Consider the following 14,586-nt stretch of genomic DNA (forward strand, 5'->3'; position numbering starts at 1 on the left):
GGTCATACTGAATATAGCATGAAAAGGAGGTTTTTATATGGACAAATTTGTCCTGACGCTCGTCATCATCGGCGCGGTCAACTGGGGCTGTATCGGCCTGTTTGGGCTGGATATCGTCGGTGCGCTGTTCGGCGGGCAGGGCGCGATGATCAGCCGCATAATTTACGCCGTGATCGGTCTGGCGGGCCTGTGGGCGCTCACCTTTTATTCCAAGCTGCACAGCGGCAGCTCGGATGAGTCGTAATTCTGTGCACAGCAAAGCGGGCTGTCTCCGATAAGCCGGAGACAGCCTTTGCTGATTTTTCCGGCGATAAAACAGGGGGCAGGAAACTGATTTTCCTGCCCCCAAATCGTTCTCTTTTTCAGATTATTCGTCCTCTGCTGCCTCAACCAGGCGCTTGGTATCCTCTGCGATAACCAGCTCCTCGTTGGTCGGGATGACCAGAACACGGACACGCGCGTAATCGACGGAAATATCCATCTGACGGCCGCGGTACTTGTTCTTCTCCGGGTCAACCTTGATGCCGAGGTATTCCATGTGCTCACAAACGTCCCAACGAACAGAACGGTCGTTCTCGCCGACACCTGCGGTGAATACGACTGCGTCAACGCCGCCCATTTCTGCGATGTAGGAGCCAATCAGCTTCTTAACCGAGTTGATGAAGATATCCTTTGCCAGCTTAGCGCGCTCATTGCCCTCGTTGATTGCGGTATCCAGATCGCGGAAGTCGGAGGATACGCCGGAAACGCCGTATACACCGGATTCCTTGTTCATGACCTCGAGGATTTCCTCTGCGCTCTTGCCCTCATGCTCACACAGGAAGTTGATGATTGCCGGATCGATATCGCCCGAACGGGTGCCCATCGGCAGGCCTGCCAGCGGGGTGAAGCCCATGGAGGTGTCCACCGACTTGCCGCCCTTGACTGCGGTTACGGAAGAACCGTTGCCCAGATGGCAGGTGATGACGCGCAGGTGCTCCAGCGGGATGCCCAGCATTTCAGAAGCCTGCTGTGCAACGTACTTATGAGAGGTGCCATGGAAGCCGTAACGGCGGATCTTATACTTCTTATAGTAGTCGTAAGGGATGGAATAAATGTAATCGACTGGATCCATCGTCTGATGGAATGCGGTATCAAATACGGCAACCTGCGGAATGTCGGCACCCATGACATCCTTGCAGGCGTCGATGCCGATCAGGTTTGCGGTGTTGTGAAGCGGTGCAAGCGGGATACAGTCCTCAATTGCCTTGATAACGGAATCGTCGATAATAACGGAATCAGCAAAGTACTCGCCACCGTGTACAACGCGGTGTCCGACTGCATCGATTTCCTTCATGGACTCGATGACGCCCCACTCCTTGTCGACAAGGATGTTGATAACCGCACGGATTGCGTCCGCATGATCCTTCATCGGTACGTTTTCACAATACTTTTCCGACTTATTCGGGTTTGTATGAGTCAGACGACCGTCAATTCCGATTCTCTCACACAGACCCTTGGCAAGAACTGCCTTGTTGTCCATGTCAAACAGCTGATACTTGAGCGAAGAACTGCCCGCATTAATAACAAGTACATTCATTTCTCTCATACTCCTTTATCATAATCATAACATTGCAAGAATATCGTCATCATAGTACAATAAACTTATCAGTAATTTTATTTTACACCACCTGATAAAATTTCTCAACTACTTTCCTTAGAAATTTGTGGAGGATTTATGAATATCTGCGCGATCATAACAGAATACAATCCGTTTCATGCAGGACATGCCTATCAAATTGAAGGAGTTCGCCGACGATTGCCGGATTGTGCGGTTATTTCGCTCATGAGCGGCAATTATGTCCAGCGCGGTGAGCCTGCAATCTGGGACAAATACTTGCGCGCGGCGTGTGCCGTGGACGCAGGCGGGCCCGATCTCGTACTGGAACTGCCGTTGACGGCAGCGCTCTCCTCTGCCGAAGGATTTGCACAGGGAGGAATCCATCTAGCCGCTGCACTCGGCTGCGTGACACACCTCTCCTTTGGCTGTGAAACCGGGACAGAAGAATATCTGATGCAGCTGGCCGCCTGCCTGAACACAGATGAATTCTCTGCTCGTCTGCGCGCCCTGTTGCCGAACAGCGCCAGCTATGCGCACGCAGCAGCTGCCGCCGCACAGGAACTGTGCCCGCAGGCGGCATCCCTGCTGGACTCCCCCAACGACCTGCTCGCTGTACAATACTGCCGGTTTTTACAGCAAATCTGTCCGGGGGTTCAGCCGATTGCCGTGCGCCGGCGCGGCGCGGCACATGACGGCACGCCGGAAGACGGCATCCCATCGGCCTCGCATGTACGCCGCCTGCTGCGCGCGGGACGGGCAGATGAGGCATTCGATCTGCTCCCCTCCGCCTGCCGGGAACGCGGCAGCGTGGCACGCCGGCACAGTTGGGATGATCTTGCCTCCGCCGTGCTCCCTTATCTGCGACGCCTGACTCCGGAAGACATCCGTGCGCTGCCCGGTGTATCCGAAGGGCTGGAAAATCGGTTTTATCAGGCATGCCAGAAGGCACAAACGCTGGATGAACTGTGGGACAGAGTTCGTTCGCGCCGCCATCCGCTCAGCCGTGTGCGCCGCCTGGTGCTGTGCGCCTATCTCGGCATCACACAGGAACTCACCGCACTGCCGCCCGCCTTCGTGACTGTACTTGCCATGAACACGCGCGGCCGCGAGGTGCTGCGAACCATGAAGCAAACCTGCTCCCTCCCGGTCATTGTAAAGCCGACGCAGGCGCGCACACTGACCGGAACTGCCGCCCGCCTCTGGAACCTGACTCTGTCTGCTGATGACCAGTTTTATTTCCCCGCCCCCGCCGGAACCAGCTGGACACAGACGCCGTTTTACCGCAGGCCGTACTGACATGTGCCTGCGGTAAAAAATTCCCCAAAGTACTTTACCTGATAGAGTAATCGCGTGATCCTTCATAAAAAAGAAACACAGGAGTTAAACCAATTTCAACTCCTGTGTTTTTCCTACTCTCCGTCTATGCGCTCAATTTTGAAAATAACCGGACGGGTACCGTCGTTGCAGCACGCGATCATGACGCGCTCATCATTTGTCCAGCCGTCCATAATCGAACCACCCTGTAATGCCGCATAGACATAGCGGCTGATACAGTCCCATGCCTCCGCACAAAATTTTCCGTCCATCATGTGCCAGAAATCATCGCGCTTGTCGCTGCGTTCCAGAATAAATTCCTGTCCAACCTCGAATATCGGACAGACACCAGCGTTCGGGTCTGCCAGATATTCCTCCTGTAAATCGGTAAACAGTTCCTTTCTGAGCACTGTAATCTTACACTTGCGTTTTCTCTTCACAGAACGCTCTCCTCCTTTTCCTTCAGACGGGCAAACTGGCGGATCGTTCATCCGACATGTTTGCAGCGCGCGGGAGCGAGCCACAAGGTTTTCTTTTGCCTACTTTTCTTTTCCTCAAAAAGAAAAGTACGGTTATCTCTCGTATTCAAATTCCATCTCGCCCATGATAACCGGGTCGCCATCCTGAATGCCCATGGCTTCCAGCTTGTCGAACACACCGGCTGCGCGCAGGCGGCGGTCGAGATACTGGCGGGATTCATAGTCGTCAAAATTGACCGAACCGGTGACGCGATCAATCCACGCGCCGGATACAATATAATAGTCGCCGTCCTTCGTAATTTCGATATCGTCCTCGGTGACCGGTTTATCTGCCGGCTCCGGAATGAACTCCGGCTCATAAACGAGCACCGGCGGCAGCTCCTCGAGCGCGTGCCAAGTCTGGTTCATCAGCTCACGCACACCCTGATTGGTCGCGGCAGACATCTCCGCATAGGCAAAACCATGATCCTCTGCCCATTTGCGGATGGCTTCCAACGGCTCACGGTTGTCGCCCAGCAGGTCAATTTTGTTCGCAACGACAATCTGCGGGCGGTTTTCCAGATCAATGGAATACTGTCCCAGCTCGCTGTTGATCTTTTCCAGATCATCAATCGGGTCGCGCCCTTCACTGCCTGCCGCATCGACGATATGCAGCAGCAGGCGGCAGCGGTCAATATGACGCAGAAACGCATGTCCCAGACCGGCGCCTTCAGACGCACCTTCGATGATGCCCGGAATATCTGCCATGACGAACGATTCGCCCTCGCCAATCGATACAACGCCGAGATTCGGTACCAGCGTGGTAAAATGATAATTGGCAATCTTCGGACGCGCCGCCGATGCCATCGACAGCAGTGTGGATTTGCCCACATTCGGGAAGCCGACCAGTCCGACGTCCGCCAGCAGCTTGAGCTCCAGACGGATTTCCAGCTCCTGACCGGGCAGACCCGGCTTGGCAAACCGCGGTGCCTGACGGGTCGGGGTGGCAAAATGGACATTGCCCCATCCGCCCTTGCCGCCACGTGCCGCAACAAACGGCTCGGAATCAGACAAATCCTTGATTACCTGTCCGCTCTTCGCGTCGCGCAGAATGGTGCCGCGCGGCACGCGGATGACCAGATCCTTGCCGTCCTTGCCGGAGCAGCGCTTGCTGCCGCCCGGTTCGCCTGCGGGCGCGGTATATTTCTTTTTATAGCGGAAATCCATCAGTGTCGACAGGTTGTCATCCACCTGAAACACAATCGAACCGCCGCGGCCGCCGTCACCGCCGTCCGGACCGCCGGAAGCAATGTATTTCTCGCGGTGGAACGATACCTTTCCGTCGCCGCCCTTGCCGGAACGAATCCAGATTTTCGCGGTATCAATAAACTGTGGCATATGAACTCCTTTCCAGAGTGTTCCTGAAAAAAAGCACCTCAGACAATATGTCCGAGGTGCCTTTCGCATCAAAGAATATCTTACTGCTCGATTTCGTAAACAGAAACCTGCTTGCGGTCACGGCCGAGACGCTCGAAACGAACAACGCCGGTAACCTTTGCAAAAAGGGTGTCATCGGAACCAATGCCGACATTTACGCCCGGATGGATGTGGGTGCCGCGCTGGCGAACCAGAATGTTGCCTGCCGGTACAACCTGACCATCAGCACGCTTAACGCCAAGTCTCTTGGACTCGGAATCACGGCCGTTCTTGGTAGAACCTACGCCCTTTTTATGAGCGAAAAACTGTAAGCTAATCTGAAGCATGACTTACACCTCCATTACTTCGATAAAATCCTGATATCGTGCCTTGAGGTTGACAAAATACAGCATCAAGGCGTCAAGTGCGTTCTGCGCCTGCATCTCATCTGCTTCATCCAGCTTCTTCGGAAGCTCGATGCGGATGCGCGCCTGTTCGTCGTCGACTTCGGTCTTGATGTCCAGACCCAGAACGTCGGCAAGCAGGCAGCTTGTCAGATCCAGATTCGCAGATACCGCCGCACAGACAATGTCTTCGCCTTCCTCCGCGTAGCCCGCGTGTCCGGTTACTTCCACTGCATCAATGCGGCTGCCTGTTGTAAAAAAACGGGCGGTTGTCATCTTACGCGTTGATTGCGCCGATGGTTACCTTGGTGTAGGGCTGTCTGTGACCCTGCTTGCGGCGGTAGCCCTTCTTCGGCTTCATCTTGTAAACGATGATCTTCTTCTGCTTGCCGGTCTTCTCAGCCGTGCCAGCAACGGTAGCGCCCTCAACATACGGAGCACCAACCTTCAGGTCTGCGCCCTCGCCAACTGCCAGGACCTTGTCGAACGTTACGGAAGCACCGTCTTCTACGCCGAGCTTCTCAACGTAAATAACGTCACCTTCGGATACCTTGTACTGCTTGCCACCGGTCTCTAAAATTGCGTACATGCGGTAGCACCTCTCTTTCTTTGATAGAGTCACGCTCTCACGGGCGGTGTCATGAGGCACACTTTTCCAACCCGGTCAATGCGGCTTTTCATATAGTATCACAGCAGTCGCCCGCTGTCAATACCAAATTTCGTGTTTTTTCAGTCCTCGATGCCTGCGTGCAGCTTAGCCGCTTTCAGTGTATTTTTCATCAGCATCGTGATGGTCATCGGGCCGACACCGCCCGGTACCGGCGTCAGATATGCGGCCTTTTCATTGACCTCATCAAAGCAGACATCGCCGCACAGCTTGCCGTTCTTGCGGTTCATGCCGACATCGATGACAGTCGCGCCTTCCTTAACCATATCAGCTGTGACGAAATCCACCTTGCCGACAGCGGCAACGAGAATATCCGCCTGCGCACAGACCTCTTTCAGGTTCTGTGTGCGGGAATGGCAGATGGTCACAGTACCATGGCGGTGCAGCAGCAGCATAGCCATCGGCTTGCCGACGATGTTGGAGCGGCCGATCACGACACAGTTTTTACCCTTCGGGTCAATGTTGTATTCATCCAGCAGCTGCATGACGCCTGCCGGGGTGCACGGCAGAAAATCAAAATTGCCGACCATGATCTTGCCGACATTGACCGGATGGAACGCATCGACATCCTTGCTCGGGTCAATGGCATCAATGACAGCCTGCTCGCTGATGTGCTTCGGTACCGGCAGCTGGCACAGGATGCCGTCAATGCGCGGATTGCGATTGAGCTCATCAATCAGGCCGAGCAGCTGCTCCTGCGTCGTTTCCTCCGGCAGCGCATATTTTTCCGAGTAAAAACCGCACTCCTCACACGCGCGCTCCTTATTGCGCACATAGACCTGCGACGCCGGATCCTCACCGACGATAATAACCGCAAGACCCGGACGCACGCCGCGCTCCTTCAGTCTGTTTACCTCATCCAGAATGCTTCCGCGAACCTTCGCGGAAACCATTTTGCCGTCCATTCGAATTGCACTCATGTTGTTTCCTCCGTGTTTGTATCGTTGTCGTTGACCTCCGCAGCTGTCTCACGCAAAAACGGCATAACCCGATTGAGCAGGAAGCCGCCAAAGCCGATGATAACAGAAATCAGTGCCACCACCTGTGAGACCCGGATGCCTGTGCCCCACAGGTACAGGCTGTCCGTGCGAAGACCTTCTATGAAGAACCGCCCGAGGCCATACCACCCGAAATAGAGCAGCAGAACCTCTCCGCGGTATTTCCGCTTTTTTGAGTAAAAATACAGCAGCACAAAGCCGATGGCATTCCATGCCGATTCGTAAAAAAACGTCGGATGGTTGCCGAATTGTCCCGCCTCGTCAAGGCCCTTGCCGATGACCATGCGCCACGGAAGCGAAGTCTCACTGCCAAACGCCTCACAATTAAAGAAATTGCCCCAGCGCCCGAGCACCTGCCCGATGGGCACAGCGCCCGCAACAAGGTCAAGCATATCCATGCAGTCGATTTTCCTGACACGACAGAACACAATCGCCGTAATCAGACCGCCAATCAGGCCACCGTAAATCGCAAGACCACCGTGCCATACGGCGAAGATCTCCGCTGGGTTGTCCTTATACTTCTCCCATTCAAACGCGACATAGTACAGTCGCGCACAGATAATTGCAATGGGAAGCACAAACAGCATCATATCGAGCAGGTCGTCCGATTTGACGCCGAACTGCTGCGACCGTTTGGATGCATAGGCAATCGCGAGAAGAATGCCCAGTGTAATCACAATACCATACCAGTAAATCGGTTTGGAACCAATGGTAAATGCCACACTGGAAAAATGAAATTCAAGCCCCAGTCCGGGGAACGATACCGTCTGGCTCATGTATTGTCCTCCCTCTGCGGCGCGATAACGGCAAGCGAAGTCATGCCATCTGCCGACCACTGCCGGATACGCCGCACAATGTCCTGCTTCGTGACGGAATGGAAGACCTCCGCGAAGTCGAAACACGATGCGCCGGAAAAGCATGCTTCTGCCTGCATGCGGCACACCTCTGCCGGATCATTTGTCCTGCGGATATATTTGCCATATGCCGCCTTTTTCATGCGTGTAAACACCGCGTCCTCCAGTCCACCGTCTGCGATGCGGCGCATTTCCGCCTCCAGCGCCGCGCGCACCGCCTGCGGGTCACGGCTCTCACCACTGAACATGGCACATGCGCCGTCCGGGAACGTAAAGTAATCCGGGTCAAACGTGCGGTCAATCAATCCGTCACGGTACAAACGCTCGTACAGCGGCGCGGACTTGCCGCATACGCAAGTTGCTGCCAACTCACCAATCAGCTGACGCGCATACGGCTGCTCCGGCACGGTATCTTTACAGCCCAGGATAAACATCGGGCGCGACACCGCCATACGTCGCTCTATATAAGGTAGCATTGCCTGTTTCGGCTCCGTACCATAGTCACGCGCCGCAATGCGCGCGGATTTCTTCGGTGTCATTCGCTCTGCCATCTCCACGACGCGGTCAAAGTCGTACCGGCCGCATACAATCAGCGCAAGATTTGCAGGAGAATAAAAGGCGCGATGGCAGACGCCCAGCACCTGCGGGTCAATCGGTTCAATCGTCTGCTTGCTGCCGGCGACTGAAATGCGCACCGGATGCTCGGCATACAGCCCCTCCAGCACGCCGACATAAGCCTGCCAGCTCGGTGTATCATCCAGCATACCAATCTCCTGCCCGATGATGCCCTTTTCCTTCGCAACATTCTGATCTGTAAAATACGGTGTTGTCACAAACCGCAGCAAAATTTCCAGGCAGTCATAAAACCGATCGGTGCACGTAACATGGTATGCCGTCATCGTATGGCTGGTGAACGCGTTCGGCTGCGCGCCGAGCGCGGTAAACTTTTGCAGCGCATTGCCGTCCTCCTCCTCAAACATCTTGTGCTCAAGGAAATGTGCAATGCCCGGCGTGACGTCGTACTTTGTCCCGTCCAGTGTAAACCGGCAGTCAACCGAACCGAAATTCACGGCGAGCATGGCAAATGTCTTTGTGCCGCGCTCGCGCGGGACGCAGTAAATATGCAGGCCGTTGTCCAGAACCGTCGTCTGGATGCAGTCATCTAAATTCGGATACGAAATGGTAGTCATGCGCCCGCTCCTTTGAGAAAATATACCGTGTCCGGCACCGCTCTGCGCGCCGCACGGGTGACGTCCTCTGCCGTCACCGTCTGGATGCGCGCAATCAGCTCATCCAGTGTTTCAGTCAGACCTGCCGCTGCCTGCGTCTGGTAAAAATTTTCCAGCGACAGCGGAGAATCCTGCATCGCCCGCAGTGATGCCGTCACTGACCGGCGCGCAGCCTCGACCTCATCGACAGTCATGCCGTCCTGCATCTCCTCCAGCTGATGCAGAATCTCTGCGCGCGCCTTCGGTTCGCTTTGGTTCTCAATGCCGGAAGATACCGCCATGACGCCCTTGAGCTTGTCCGTCTGGGAAGACGCATAATAGCACAGGCTCAGCTGCTCACGTACCGTGCGGAACAGACGCGACGAGGTCGTACCGCCGAAGCAGGCGTTAAACAGCACCATCGCGGGATAGTCATCGTCAAATGCGGTGATGCCCGTGCGCAGGCCAATGGTCAGCTTGCCCTGTGCGACCGGCTCTTCCTCGGTCACTTCACGCAGCGCTGTGCCCTGCGACGCGCGCGGCGCATCAAACTGCGGGCAGATCAGTGCATTTCGCTCCGGGAACGCCTGCATCGCCTCGCGCAGCTGTTGTGCGACAGTTTCCGCCGGCAGCGAGCCGCAATAGAACAGCTCAAGCGGCGCGGTCTGAATGACGCTTTGATAGTGCATCTCCAACGCCTCCGGCGAGACCGCACGGACAGCATCGATGTCACCCAGCTCCACCGCACTGTATGCCTCCTGTGCACACATATGCTGGTACATACGCCGCACCGCCCATGACCGTTTGTCATCCGGCAGTGACGCAATGCGCGCACACAGCTGCTCTGCCTCACGGGCAACCGTCCCGGCCTCAAATCTGTCCGGTTCAAGCAACAGCGCGGAAAGCAGCTGTGCCGTCCCGGCAAACAGGCTGCCCTCACCCGGCATAGCAAATCGCTCATCAATCACATCCGCGACAAAACCCACCAGCTGTGCCTCGCCGCGCTTGCGCACAATCGGTTCCAGCCGCGCGCCATACAGGTTGTCCAGCTGTGCCGCAACTGCCTGGTGCCCCGGATAGGCGCGGCTGCTGCTGCGCAGAACATAAGGCAGCAGCGCCGATTTGCTTCTTCCCTCTGCGCCCAGCGGAAGCGCAAGCATCGCGCTCAGGCACGAGGTCTTGGACTGTTTGGTTGTCACGCAGGTCAGCCCGATCCCGTCTTTCAGTGACATTCTCGTTGTATGGTACATATTTGTCTCCGTTACATGGCAATGGCGCAGAACGCCCGTTTCTCTGTGCTATTATATCGCTGTTTTTACCTTTCGTCTACCCGTTACTGTGTCGTTTTTTGCTTTCACTGCCATTTTGATTGCATTTTCCGCCTGCGAGTGGTATGATTATAATTCAATGAAAACCGGAAAGGAGTTTTGTGCGTGTCGGTAAAAAAACGGCGCTCTCCGCTGATTACGGTGCTGCTCTGGCTGTGCCTGATTGCCTATGTGCTGCTTTTGCTCAAGGTAATTCTGTTTAAATTCGATCACGACACCATTGTCAACATATTAAATGATACTGACGAGCTGGCGTATACCCGTGTCAATCTCGTCCCGTTCCAGACCATCCGTTTTTACGCGTTCTCCGGCCGCGTTCCCGCGTCCGTCGCAGTGCGCAACCTCGCCGGAAATATCGTCGCATTTATGCCCATCGGCATTCTGATTCCGCTGGTCACGCGCAGCCTGAGCCTTGGCCGCACATTCCTCGTTGGTTTTGTGCTGAGCGCAGGCATCGAGCTGACACAATACCTCACCGGGCTGGGCTCATGTGACATCGATGATATCATCTTAAACGTCCTCGGCGCAATGTCTGTCACACTGATTCTCGCCGTGCTCGACCTGATCGGATTTTTTCTCAAAAAAATCACAAAAATTATGCGAAAATCTCTTGACAAAAAACACAGACGGGTTTAGAATACCAAAAGTGTTGTAAAGCAAAATACCTTTACAAAGGTCAAAGCCTTTACACCACAGTGTTTCATCGGAGGTGTGTCATGAAGAACAAACCGTTTGAAATGTGCATGCTCTATGATTTTTACGGTGAAATACTCACGGCGAAGCAAAAAGAGCTGTTCGACCTGTATTACAACGATGACCTCTCGCTGGCGGAAATTTCCGAACACATGGGCATTACCCGTCAGGGCGTGCGCGACGGCATCTTGCGCGCGGAACGCACGCTGCGCGACACCGAGGAAAAGCTCGGGCTGGTCGCAAAATACGGTCAGACACAATCCGATCTGGAGCGTCTGGCGGATATCGTCTGGGAGCTGCGCGGCATCAACAACGTGCGCTACCACGATCCGAAGATTGCAGAATTGTGCGAACAGGCATTCCAGATTGCCAAACAGCTTTCGGAATAAGGAGAAATCATGGCATTTGAAGGTCTTTCCGAAAAAATCACTTCTGCCTTTAAGAAGCTGAAAAGCCGCGGCCGTCTGAGCGAGGCCGACGTCAAAAGCGCAATGCGCGAAATCAAGCTGGCGCTGCTCGAAGCAGATGTCAACTTTAAGGTCGTCAAGGACTTTACCAAAACCGTGACCGAGCGAGCAACCGGTGCAGAGATTCTCGAAAGCCTCTCGCCTGCGCAGCAGGTCATCAAAATTGTCAACGAAGAGCTGACCAAGCTCATGGGCGGCTCCAACGCAAAAATTAACATCTCCCCCAATCCCCCGACTGTCGTCATGATGGTCGGCCTGCAAGGTGCCGGTAAGACAACAAACGGCGCCAAGCTCGCTGGATTGTTCAAAAAACAGCAGCAGAAGCGCCCGCTGCTCGTCGCCTGCGACGTGTACCGCCCTGCTGCCATCGATCAGCTCAAGGTTGTCGGCGAAAAGTTGGATATCCCGGTCTTTGAAATGGGACAGGGCGACCCGGTGGAAATTGCCAAGGCGGGCGTGGATTACGCAAAGAAGAATGCGTATGACATGGTCTTCCTCGACACCGCCGGACGGCTCCACATCGACGAAGCGCTGATGGATGAGCTGAAAAACATCAAGGCGGAGGTTCAGCCCTCCGAAATCATGCTGGTTGTCGACGCGATGACCGGTCAGGACGCCGTCAACGTGGCAACCGCGTTTGACGATGCACTCGGGATCGACGGCATTCTGATGGCAAAGATGGACGGTGACGCTCGCGGCGGCGCAGCCCTCTCCACCAAGGCCGTCACCGGCAAGCCGATTAAATTCATCGGCACAGGCGAAAAGCTCGCCGACATCGAACCGTTCCACCCCGACCGCATGGCATCCCGCATCCTGGGCATGGGCGACATGCTCACGCTGATTGAAAAGGCACAGGAGAATTACGACGCCAAGAAGGCCGCGGAGCTGGAAAAGAAAATGCGTGCCAACCGCCTGACGCTGACGGATTTCGCCGATCAGCTCGCGCAGTTCAAAGACCCGGAAGCCATGCAGAACATGCTCTCCATGATCCCGGGCATGGACTCCAAGGCACTTTCTGGCGCGCAGGTCGATGAAAAGGCGGTCGCACATGTCGAAGCGATCATCAGTTCCATGACGCTGAAGGAGCGGGAAAATCCCTCCATCATCAACTTCAGCCGCAAAAAGCGTATTGCGGCGGGCTGCGGCCTGAAAATTGAGGATGTCAATCGTCTGCTCAAGCAGTTTGAGATGATGCAGAAGATGACCAAGCAGCTGAACGGCATGACAAAGCGCGGCAAAAAGCGCGGCGGCATGAACTTCCCCGGCATAGGTAACTTAGGCAAACGCGGCGGCGGCTTCCGCTTCCCGTTTTAATATCGTGTAAAGAAATTTACAATAATCAATTCACAGGAGGTGAAAACCATGGTAAAAATCAGACTTCGCAGACTGGGTGCTAAGAAGGCTCCTTTCTACCGTATCGTTGTCGCTGATTCCCGTTACCCGCGTGACGGCCGTTTCATCGAGGAAATCGGCACCTACAATCCGCTGGCTAACCCGGTTGAGATCAAGATCGATGGCGAGCGCGCACAGCAGTGGATCAAGAATGGCGCACAGCCGACCGATACCGTACGTGCACTGCTGAAGAAATCCGGCGTACTGTAATGCAAGTGAGGTTGTTTTAGATGAAAGAACTTTTGACCTACATCGCAAAGAACCTTGTAAACGACCCGGACGCTGTCAGTGTGACCGAAACCACGCAGGGCGAGGAGATCATTTTTGAACTCCGCGTCGCTCCTGATGATATGGGTAAGGTTATCGGCCGTCATGGTCGCATCGCAAAGGAAATTCGTACTTTGATGAAGGCGGCCGGAAATCGTCAAAATAAAAAGGTATCTGTCGAAATCGTCGACTGAGTCTTTTCGAGAGCCGCATCGCGGCTCTTTTTTTCTGCTATTGAAATTTCGGGCGTAGCTCACGCCCTGCATTCCCCGTGGAGGATTTTATGAAGAAGCAATTTCTGGAAATCGGCAAGATTGTCAACACGCATGGCGTGCGCGGCGATGTCAAGGTGCAGCCGTGGTGCGATTCCCCCGACTTTCTCGCCGAATTCGATACGTTATACCGCAAGGATCGGACACCGGTGACCATTCTCTCCGCGAAGGTGCACAAGGGCTGTGTGCTCATGCATCTCGAGGGCGTGGACACCATGGAGCAGGCGCAGCAGCTGCGCGGCATGACACTGTATATGAACCGCGACGACGTCGAACTGGAGGAAGGCGCGTTCTTCATTCAGGATGTCATCGGCCTGCCGGTCTATGACGAACGGGTCGGCCATGAAATCGGCGTGGTTAAGGAGATCAACGACGGCCCTGCGGGCGATTTGTATGTCATTCAGGACGGCAAATCTCAGCATCTGATTCCGGGCATGCCGTTTGTCGAAAATGTCGATTTGGAAAACGGCCGGGTCACTGTCCGCACGATTGAAGGGCTGCTCAGCGATGAAGATTGATATTCTCACCCTGTTCCCCGAAATGGTGGACTGCGTGATGCACACCAGTGTCATCGGACGCGCACAGCAGGCGGGGCTGATTGAAATCAATGCTGTCAACATCCGCGATTTCACGTTGGACAAGCACAACCGCGTGGATGACACGCCCTATGGCGGCGGCAAGGGTATGGTCATGCAGGCCGATCCGCTGTACCGCTGCCACGAACACGTGACCGGCGGCACACATGTCCACACCGTCCTGATGAGTGCACAGGGCGCGCCGTTCTGCCAGAACAAGGCACGCGAGCTGTTGGCGCACGAGCATGTCATCCTCGTCTGCGGCCATTATGAAGGCATTGACCAGCGTTTTATCGACGAGTGCGTCGACGAGGAAATTTCCATCGGCGACTTTGTGCTGACTGGCGGCGAAATTCCTGCGATGGCAGTCGCAGACGCGGTCTGCCGCATGGTGCCCGGTGTACTCGCAGAAGAGGTCTGCTTCACCGAAGAGAGCCACTGGAGCGGCCTGCTGGAATATCCGCAGTATACCAAGCCTGCGATCTGGCACGACCGCGCCGTGCCGGATGTCCTGCTATCCGGGCATCACGCCAACATTGAAACCTGGCGGCGCAAAAAAAGTCTGGAACGAACCAAAAACGACCGTCCGGACCTGTTTGCGAAGTTTGAACCGCAGGATAAGCGCGACCGTAAGCTCTTGCAGGAGCTGGAAGCTGAATCAGAATAACCGCGA

At 55.1% G+C, this 14,586-nt stretch carries 19 protein-coding genes; 9 read left to right on the forward strand and 10 right to left on the reverse strand.

The window, feature by feature from the left end; all coding sequences use genetic code 11:
- Positions 1–37: 37 nt before the first annotated feature.
- Positions 38–244: a DUF378 domain-containing protein gene (locus tag CBW42_RS04535; RefSeq protein ID WP_087018201.1), complete on the forward strand. Its 207-nt coding sequence runs from the start codon at positions 38–40 to the stop codon at positions 242–244.
- Between the two features lie 123 nt (positions 245–367).
- On the opposite strand, the gene CBW42_RS04540 is transcribed toward CBW42_RS04535, so the two are convergent.
- Positions 368–1,579, reverse strand: a complete 1,212-nt coding sequence (locus CBW42_RS04540) for an acetate kinase (protein ID WP_087018202.1) — start codon at positions 1,577–1,579, stop codon at positions 368–370.
- 138 nt (positions 1,580–1,717) lie between these two features.
- Here CBW42_RS04540 and CBW42_RS04545 point away from each other — a divergent pair, with 138 nt between their 5' ends.
- Positions 1,718–2,896, forward strand: a complete 1,179-nt coding sequence (locus CBW42_RS04545; RefSeq protein ID WP_087018204.1) for a tRNA(Met) cytidine acetate ligase — start codon at positions 1,718–1,720, stop codon at positions 2,894–2,896.
- A gap of 113 nt (positions 2,897–3,009) precedes the next feature.
- Here the strand turns inward: CBW42_RS04545 and CBW42_RS04550 are convergent, their stop codons facing one another.
- From CBW42_RS04550 to yfmF, 9 genes are all read right to left on the reverse strand, one after another.
- Positions 3,010–3,354 (reverse strand): TIGR04076 family protein, encoded by a 345-nt coding sequence (locus CBW42_RS04550; RefSeq protein WP_242969793.1) that lies wholly within the window; start codon positions 3,352–3,354, stop codon positions 3,010–3,012.
- A 132-nt stretch (positions 3,355–3,486) separates the two neighbouring features.
- Complete coding sequence (gene obgE, locus CBW42_RS04555) at positions 3,487–4,770, reverse strand: GTPase ObgE (RefSeq protein ID WP_087018208.1); 1,284 nt, start codon at positions 4,768–4,770, stop codon at positions 3,487–3,489.
- An 80-nt stretch (positions 4,771–4,850) separates the two neighbouring features.
- Entirely contained in the window at positions 4,851–5,135 is a 285-nt protein-coding gene (gene rpmA, locus CBW42_RS04560) for a 50S ribosomal protein L27 (protein ID WP_087018210.1), read from the reverse strand.
- Positions 5,136–5,138: 3 nt separating this feature from the next.
- Positions 5,139–5,468: a ribosomal-processing cysteine protease Prp gene (locus CBW42_RS04565; RefSeq protein ID WP_087018212.1), complete on the reverse strand. Its 330-nt coding sequence runs from the start codon at positions 5,466–5,468 to the stop codon at positions 5,139–5,141.
- Position 5,469: 1 nt separating this feature from the next.
- Positions 5,470–5,781, reverse strand: a complete 312-nt coding sequence (rplU, locus tag CBW42_RS04570) for a 50S ribosomal protein L21 (protein WP_087018214.1) — start codon at positions 5,779–5,781, stop codon at positions 5,470–5,472.
- 140 nt (positions 5,782–5,921) lie between these two features.
- On the reverse strand, positions 5,922–6,779 hold the full coding sequence (folD, locus tag CBW42_RS04575; protein ID WP_087018216.1) for a bifunctional methylenetetrahydrofolate dehydrogenase/methenyltetrahydrofolate cyclohydrolase FolD: 858 nt from the start codon (positions 6,777–6,779) through the stop codon (positions 5,922–5,924).
- On the reverse strand, positions 6,776–7,633 hold the full coding sequence (lgt, locus tag CBW42_RS04580) for a prolipoprotein diacylglyceryl transferase (RefSeq protein ID WP_165761058.1): 858 nt from the start codon (positions 7,631–7,633) through the stop codon (positions 6,776–6,778). Before lgt ends, folD begins: the two co-directional genes overlap by 4 nt.
- Positions 7,630–8,901, reverse strand: a complete 1,272-nt coding sequence (yfmH, locus tag CBW42_RS04585) for an EF-P 5-aminopentanol modification-associated protein YfmH (protein WP_087018220.1) — start codon at positions 8,899–8,901, stop codon at positions 7,630–7,632. The genes lgt and yfmH overlap by 4 nt, the downstream gene beginning before the upstream one ends.
- Positions 8,898–10,169 carry an EF-P 5-aminopentanol modification-associated protein YfmF gene (yfmF, locus tag CBW42_RS04590; protein ID WP_087018222.1) on the reverse strand — a complete coding sequence of 424 codons (1,272 nt, stop codon included), beginning with the start codon at positions 10,167–10,169 and terminating at the stop codon, positions 8,898–8,900. Before yfmF ends, yfmH begins: the two co-directional genes overlap by 4 nt.
- Positions 10,170–10,352: 183 nt before the next feature.
- Between yfmF and CBW42_RS04595 the strand changes: the two genes are divergently transcribed.
- From CBW42_RS04595 to trmD, 7 genes are all read left to right on the forward strand, one after another.
- The gene (locus CBW42_RS04595; RefSeq protein WP_165761059.1) at positions 10,353–10,883 is read left to right on the forward strand and encodes a VanZ family protein; all 531 of its coding nucleotides are present in this window, start codon (positions 10,353–10,355) and stop codon (positions 10,881–10,883) included.
- An 80-nt stretch (positions 10,884–10,963) separates the two neighbouring features.
- Positions 10,964–11,329, forward strand: coding sequence for a YlxM family DNA-binding protein (ylxM, locus tag CBW42_RS04600; RefSeq protein WP_087018226.1), 366 nt, complete (start codon positions 10,964–10,966; stop codon positions 11,327–11,329).
- A gap of 9 nt (positions 11,330–11,338) precedes the next feature.
- The gene (gene ffh, locus CBW42_RS04605; RefSeq protein WP_087018228.1) at positions 11,339–12,721 is read left to right on the forward strand and encodes a signal recognition particle protein; all 1,383 of its coding nucleotides are present in this window, start codon (positions 11,339–11,341) and stop codon (positions 12,719–12,721) included.
- Positions 12,722–12,769: 48 nt separating this feature from the next.
- The gene (gene rpsP, locus CBW42_RS04610) at positions 12,770–13,009 is read left to right on the forward strand and encodes a 30S ribosomal protein S16 (RefSeq protein WP_087018230.1); all 240 of its coding nucleotides are present in this window, start codon (positions 12,770–12,772) and stop codon (positions 13,007–13,009) included.
- A 20-nt stretch (positions 13,010–13,029) separates the two neighbouring features.
- Complete coding sequence (locus tag CBW42_RS04615; protein WP_087018232.1) at positions 13,030–13,260, forward strand: KH domain-containing protein; 231 nt, start codon at positions 13,030–13,032, stop codon at positions 13,258–13,260.
- A gap of 89 nt (positions 13,261–13,349) precedes the next feature.
- A complete protein-coding gene (gene rimM, locus CBW42_RS04620) occupies positions 13,350–13,856 on the forward strand; it encodes a ribosome maturation factor RimM (RefSeq protein WP_087018234.1) in 507 nt (168 codons plus the stop codon).
- Positions 13,846–14,580 (forward strand): tRNA (guanosine(37)-N1)-methyltransferase TrmD, encoded by a 735-nt coding sequence (gene trmD / locus CBW42_RS04625; RefSeq protein ID WP_087018236.1) that lies wholly within the window; start codon positions 13,846–13,848, stop codon positions 14,578–14,580. The genes rimM and trmD overlap by 11 nt, the downstream gene beginning before the upstream one ends.
- The last annotated feature ends 6 nt before the right edge of the window (positions 14,581–14,586 follow it).

The organism is Butyricicoccus porcorum, from assembly GCF_002157465.1.
In the GTDB taxonomy this organism is placed as follows: Bacteria; Bacillota; Clostridia; order Oscillospirales; family Butyricicoccaceae; genus Butyricicoccus_A; species Butyricicoccus_A porcorum.